This window comes from Pseudomonas sp. PS01297, from assembly GCF_029959305.1.
Classification (GTDB): domain Bacteria; phylum Pseudomonadota; class Gammaproteobacteria; order Pseudomonadales; family Pseudomonadaceae; genus Aquipseudomonas; species Aquipseudomonas helleri.
Window position 1 is genome coordinate 1 of sequence record NZ_JASCPQ010000163.1, and the last position, 6273, is coordinate 6273.

Annotated in this window: 4 protein-coding genes; all 4 read right to left on the reverse strand. The window is 60.0% G+C overall.

What is annotated here, in order from left to right:
* Positions 1-70: 70 nt before the first annotated feature.
* The gene (locus QMX84_RS25500; RefSeq protein ID WP_282365081.1) at positions 71-2506 is read right to left on the reverse strand and encodes a FimV/HubP family polar landmark protein; all 2436 of its coding nucleotides are present in this window, start codon (positions 2504-2506) and stop codon (positions 71-73) included.
* 176 nt (positions 2507-2682) lie between these two features.
* Positions 2683-3693, reverse strand: coding sequence for an aspartate-semialdehyde dehydrogenase (locus tag QMX84_RS25505; protein WP_282365082.1), 1011 nt, complete (start codon positions 3691-3693; stop codon positions 2683-2685).
* 157 nt (positions 3694-3850) lie between these two features.
* Positions 3851-4963: an aspartate-semialdehyde dehydrogenase gene (asd, locus tag QMX84_RS25510; protein WP_048369010.1), complete on the reverse strand. Its 1113-nt coding sequence runs from the start codon at positions 4961-4963 to the stop codon at positions 3851-3853.
* Positions 4964-5031: 68 nt separating this feature from the next.
* On the reverse strand, positions 5032-6114 hold the full coding sequence (leuB, locus tag QMX84_RS25515; protein ID WP_153334799.1) for a 3-isopropylmalate dehydrogenase: 1083 nt from the start codon (positions 6112-6114) through the stop codon (positions 5032-5034).
* Positions 6115-6273 lie beyond the last annotated feature (159 nt).

Consider the following 6273-nt stretch of genomic DNA (forward strand, 5'->3'; position numbering starts at 1 on the left):
CCCCCCTTTGGCGCGCTTTCTTTTTTATTTTAAAAACTTGCGGGAGACACGCGCGCTCCTACAGGAGGAGTCAGGCCAGGCGGGAGAGCAGTTCGATAGCCTCGGCCTGTTGCTCCGGGCTACCCTCGCCCATGACTTCGGTCAGGATGTCACGCGCGCCTTCGTCGTCGCCCATGTCGATATAAGCCTGGGCCAGGTCAAGTTTGGTCGCGGCTTCATCGGCGCCCGACAGGAAGTCGAACTCCGGTTCTTCGTCAGCGCCTGCTACAGCCCCGGCAAAAGGCTCGGCCATCGCCGGCTCTTCCAGGCTTTGGGACAAGCGCTGTAACTCAGCGTTAACTTTGTCCAGTTCCATCGAGAAGCTGTCCGGCACGTCTGGCACCGCTGGCGCTTCTTCTGCCAAGGACAAATCAAAGTCATCCGGCAGGTCGAGGTCAAAATCTGCTGCCTTGTCCAGCGCTGCCTGGGCTTCAGCCTGCTGCTGAAGCACCGCATCGAAGCTCTGCTCGTTCGCCTCAACCAGGTCATCAAGACCCTGCTCAGTCGAGACTTGGGTCGGTGATACCGCTTCCAGATCATCGAGGCTCAAGTCAAAGTCGTGGTCAAACTCTTCGGCCGGTGGCGTCACCACGGGTGCCAGCTTGAATTCGGGCTCAGGCTCGACAACCCGGTCGTCGCGCATCATTTCTTTGACAAAATCAGCCTGGAACTGCAAAGCCACTGCTGCCGCGACAATCCCTGCCGCTACTGCAGCCATGGCCGGGTAGCGCACCTTGAGCTGGGCCACTTCGGCGTAGTTTTTGCCATTGGCAACCAGTTGGCGCTCTTGCGCGATAAAGGCTTCACGCTCACCCAATTCGCCATAGACTTGCATCAATTTCAAACGCAGGTCACTGCGCTGCGGTGCGTGACTGATGGCACTTTCGAGCAGCCCGGCCGCTTCATGGAACTGGTGCTGCTGAATCAATTGCTCCGCTTCAACCAGTACTTCAGCGCCTGACTTGGCGGGTGCAGCCACCGGCGGTACAGGTGCGACGACTGCGGCCGGAGCCGGGGTCGGCGCGGGTGCTGGTGCAGGGGCTGGGGCGGCGTCCAGATGAACGCTCGGCGATGCCACTTCAATGCCTTCAAAGCTGCTTTCTGGCAGGTCGAAGTCTGCCGCGAACTCAGGCTCTTCTTCCAGCGCCCGCGCCATACGCGCATGGCGCTCGGCCGCTTGCTGGGCCTTGCGCCGACGTACCAGTAGCAGCAACAAGAGCAACAGCAACAAGACCGCTGCACCACCCACGGCGGCCGTCAGCATCGGGCTGGCGAGCAGGTCCTGGATCTTGCGTTCATCACTGGCTGTATCGCCCGGCGCCGGTGCTACAGCGGTTGCCGGCGCACCTTCAGTGGCCGGGGCGATGTCGTCTTCAGGTGTGTCTGCCGCTTCGCCTACCAGACTGGCTGGCAACGCAGCGCTGGCGTCGAGCGGCGCTGGAGCTTCGCCCTGCAACTTGGCCAACTGGTTGTTTTTCAATTCGATCAAGCGTTGCAACTTGTCGACCTGGCTTTGCAGGTCTTGTACCCGGCTTTGCAACTCGGCACTTTGCCGACGGCTGCTGTCGAGGCTTTCCTGGGTCATCGCCAGCTTGTCGCTGGTGTTCTTGGCGTCACTGCCCGCACCCTTGCCCGCCTGCCCTGCAACCAGGCTCAAGCCATCTTTAACCTCAGCTTTGGGTTGCGCCGTTGCCGCGGGTATGCGCGCAGTGGCATCCAGTTGCTGAGCGCGAGGCGCGGTACGCCGCCCACTGCGCCAGTCAGCGTTCTGCGTCGCGACTTCGGCAACAGCCTTGGACTGGGCCAACTCGACACTTTGCGCGGCCGTCGGCAAGCGCAGCACCTGGCCGGTTTTCAGGCGGTTGATGTTGCCGCCGATAAAGGCATCGGGGTTGAGCGCCTGAATCGCCAGCATGGTTTGCTGCACCGAACCGCCATTGCGCGCCTTGGCGGCAATTTCCCACAGGGTGTCACGGGCAGACGTGGTGTATTGCCCTGCCTCCCCACCAGCCGCGCTGGCTGCAGAAGCTGGAGCTGTCGCCGCGGCGGCTGCGGTTTGTGGCGAGTACTTGGCGGGGTCCAGCAGGACGCTGTAGTCACGCATCAAGCGGCCATTGGGCCACATGACTTGCACCAGAAATTTTACGAAAGGTTCCGACAACGGCTGGCTGGAGGTAACCCGCAGCACGCTCTTGCCGTTGGGATTAATCACCGGGGTAAAACGCAGGTCGTTCAGATACGCCGGATGCGGCACCCCGGCTTTGGTGAATTCGTCTGCCGGCGCCAGGCTGGGCACTACTTCGGCAGCGCTCAGGTCCTTGACGTCCAGCAGCTCGATCTCGGCCAGCAGCGGCTGGTTCTGCGTCGACTTCAGGGTCAGCTCGCCGAGCCCAAGCGCCTGCGCCATACCGGATGACAGCGCCGAAGCGGCGGCTATTGCTAACACTAATTTGCGAACCTGAACCATAGCCTCTTCCTTATTGGTACAGGCCTCGTCCCACGAGACCTGTAAAGCTGCTGCCTGACGACAGTCGAGGGCTGTCATCGGCCCGCGCATTGCCTCATTGAATCTGTAAGCCCTGACAGCAGCTTGACTGCGACGCCGCCTCGGCAAACCTGCCAAATAGCGACGCCAAGTATCTTTTACAGTGGGTCTTTTATCAACAACTCAGCCAGTTGTACGGCGTTCAATGCCGCGCCTTTGCGTACGTTATCTGACGCCAGCCACAGATTTAGTTCACTGCTATCGTCGACACCGTGGCGAACGCGGCCGACATACACCACGTCTTGCCCCACCGCATCGCCTACGGCTGTCGGGTAGTCATCGGCCTCTACCCACTCAATCCCCTCACCGGCTTCAAGCGCAGCATTGACGGCCTGCAGGTCAACCGGCGCAGCCAGTTGTAACGACACACTATAGCTATCGCCAAAAAATACCGGAGCTTGAATGCACGTCACGGAAACTTTCAGGCCCGGCATGCCAAGCACTTCACGCAGCTCGGTGACCAGGCGTTTTTCCAGCGGCACATGCCCCTGCTCATCCGGCTTGCCCACCTGCGCCAGCAGGTTAAACGCCATCTGACGGTCGAAAAACCGGGTTTCCAGCGGGTGCATATTAAGCAGTGACGTGGTTTGGCGGGCCAATTCAGACACCGCTTCGCGACCTTGGGCCGAGACCGCCAGGCAGGCGGTGACCGTGACGCGCTGCAAGTCCAGCAACTCGCGCAGCGGCGCCAGCACCACCGCCAGCGCGGTGGCCGAAGGGCTTGGGCTGCTGATCTGAAACGGTTGCGCGAGCCCGGCCAGGATATGTCCATTGGACTCAGGCACAACCTGCGGGGCCTGGTCGGCTGGCAATGCGCCGGACAAATCGATCACGCTGCAACCGGCCGCACGGGCTTTGGCGGCAAAGCTCAAGGTCACGGCAGGGCCAGCGGCAAAAAATACGAGTTTGGCTTTACTGAAGTCGAATTCGTCGACCTCACGCACTCGAACGTTTTTACCCCGAAAAGGCACCGAACTGCCGGCCGACTCGCTGCTGGCCAGCAGATGCAAGTTGGCAACCGGGAAGTCGCGCTCTTCAAGGATTTGCACAAGTGTTTCGCCGACAGTGCCGGTGGCGCCGACGACGGCGATATCAAAGGACTGGTTCATGTGTCTACCTCAGGCGAAACGTGGGGAGCGGCACTGTACCGGGAGCCACCGGTGGAGGCAACGGACAGCGCTTTGTAGCGCCATGGATGACAATAGCGCATGGATAAAAAAACCCGCGGCCCTTGCGAGACGCGGGTTTTGATTGCAACCGGGGCGATTAACGCTCCAGCAGAATCCGCAGCATGCGGCGCAACGGCTCAGCCGCACCCCACAGCAACTGGTCGCCCACAGTGAATGCACCGAGGAACTGCGAACCCATGTTCAGCTTGCGCAGACGGCCAACCGGCACGTTCAGGGTGCCTGTGACCTTGGTCGGGCTCAGCTCTTGCATGCTGATTTCACGCTGGTTCGGCACCAGTTTGACCCAAGGGTTGTGCTGGCTGATCAAGCCTTCGATGTCCGCGATTGGCACATCTTTGTTCAGCTTGATGGTCAAGGCCTGACTGTGGCAACGCATCGCACCGATACGCACGCAGATGCCGTCAACCGGAACCGGGTTTTTGAAGCGACCCAGGATCTTGTTGGTTTCAGCTTGCGCTTTCCACTCTTCGCGGCTCTGGCCGTTTGGCAGTTCTTTGTCGATCCATGGGATCAAGCTGCCAGCCAATGGCACGCCGAAGTTTTCGGTCGGGTAAGCATCGCTGCGCATGGCTTCTGCCACACGGCGGTCGATATCAAGGATGGCGCTGGCCGGGTCAGCCAGTTGATCGGCGACCGCAGCGTGGGTTGCGCCCATCTGCTTGATCAGCTCGCGCATGTTCTGTGCACCGGCACCGGAAGCCGCCTGATAAGTCATGGCGCTCATCCACTCGACCAGACCGGCTTCGAACAGACCGCCCAGGCCCATCAGCATCAAGCTGACGGTGCAGTTGCCACCGATGTAGTTCTTGGTGCCTGCATCCAGCTGCTGGTCGATGACCTTGCGGTTGACCGGATCCAGAATAATGACCGCGTCATCCTGCATGCGCAGGCTCGACGCCGCATCGATCCAGTAACCTTGCCAACCCGCCTCACGCAGCTTTGGGAACACCTCATTGGTGTAGTCGCCGCCCTGGCAGGTCAGAATCACATCGAGGGTTTTTAACTCTTCAATGCTGTAAGCATCCTTCAGCGGGGCAATGTCTTTGCCCACGGAAGGACCCTGCCCACCGACATTGGAGGTAGTGAAAAACACCGGCTCAATAAGATCGAAATCCTGCTCTTCCAGCATCCGCTGCATGAGCACGGAACCAACCATACCGCGCCAACCGACAAGACCTACACGTTTCATCGCAACTACACCTTTAACAAAAAGTGGGGTCGTTACTTCCACCAACAGGAAGTAACGGGCCCGAGAGATTACAGATTCTGTAGCGCCGCGACTACTGCATCGCCCATTTCCTGTGTGCCGACCTTGGTGCAACCGGTCGACCAGATGTCACCGGTACGCAGCCCCTGGTCCAAAACCAGGCTCACGGCCTGCTCGATGGCGTCAGCGGCAGCCTGCTGGTTGAAGCTGTAACGCAGCATCATCGAGACCGACAAAATGGTCGCCAACGGGTTGGCAATGCCTTTGCCGGCGATGTCCGGTGCCGAACCGTGGCACGGCTCGTACATGCCTTTGTTGTTGGCATCCAGCGAGGCCGACGGCAGCATGCCGATGGAACCTGTGAGCATCGAGGCTTCGTCAGACAGGATGTCGCCGAACATGTTGTCAGTGACAATCACGTCAAACTGCTTGGGTGCACGCACCAGTTGCATCGCCGCGTTGTCGACATACATGTGGCTCAGTTCTACGTCCGGGTAGTCCTTGGCCACTTGCTCGACCACTTCGCGCCACAGTTGGCTGGAGGCCAATACGTTGGCTTTGTCGACCGAACACAGCTTTTTACCACGCACACGGGCCATGTCGAAACCGACGCGGGCAATGCGGCGGATTTCGCTTTCGCTGTACGGCAGCGTGTCATACGACTGACGCTCGCCGTTTTCCAGCTCGCGGGTGCCGCGCGGCGCGCCGAAGTAGATACCGCCCGTGAGCTCACGAACGATCAGGATGTCCAGGCCTGCAACGATTTCAGGCTTGAGGCTCGATGCGTCAGCCAGTTGCGGGTACAGAATGGCCGGGCGCAGGTTACCGAACAGACCCAGTTGCGAACGGATTTTCAACAGGCCGCGCTCAGGGCGAATGTCACGCTCGATGGTGTCCCACTTCGGGCCGCCCACGGCGCCCAGCAACACAGCGTCAGCAGCACGAGCACGTTCCAGGGTCTCGTCAGCCAGCGGCACGCCGTGCTGGTCGATGGCTGCGCCGCCGATCACGTCGTGAGTCAGCTCAAAGTCGAGCTGAAATTTGTCATTGGCCAGTTCAAGCACTTTAACTGCCTGAGCCATGATTTCTGGGCCAATACCGTCGCCTGGGAGAATCAGAATCTGCTTGCTCATGTGTTCCTCTGTCTTGTCGGTTGATGCCCCCGCAGGCGCATCCTGAAAATTTTAAAAAAACCGTGGGAGCGGGCTTGCTCGCGATTCAGGCGCCTCGGTTCAAGAGACAAACCGGGGTTTATCCTCGCGAGCAAGCCCGCTCCCACACTTCAAAAAATA

Coding starts and splice junctions, on each gene's coding strand:
- asd (WP_048369010.1), bottom strand. CDS start 4,963: ATGAAACGTGTAGGTCTTGTCGGTTGGCGCGGTATGGTTGGTTCCGTG.
- QMX84_RS25505 (WP_282365082.1), bottom strand. CDS start 3,693: ATGAACCAGTCCTTTGATATCGCCGTCGTCGGCGCCACCGGCACTGTC.
- leuB (WP_153334799.1), bottom strand. CDS start 6,114: ATGAGCAAGCAGATTCTGATTCTCCCAGGCGACGGTATTGGCCCAGAA.
- QMX84_RS25500 (WP_282365081.1), bottom strand. CDS start 2,506: ATGGTTCAGGTTCGCAAATTAGTGTTAGCAATAGCCGCCGCTTCGGCG.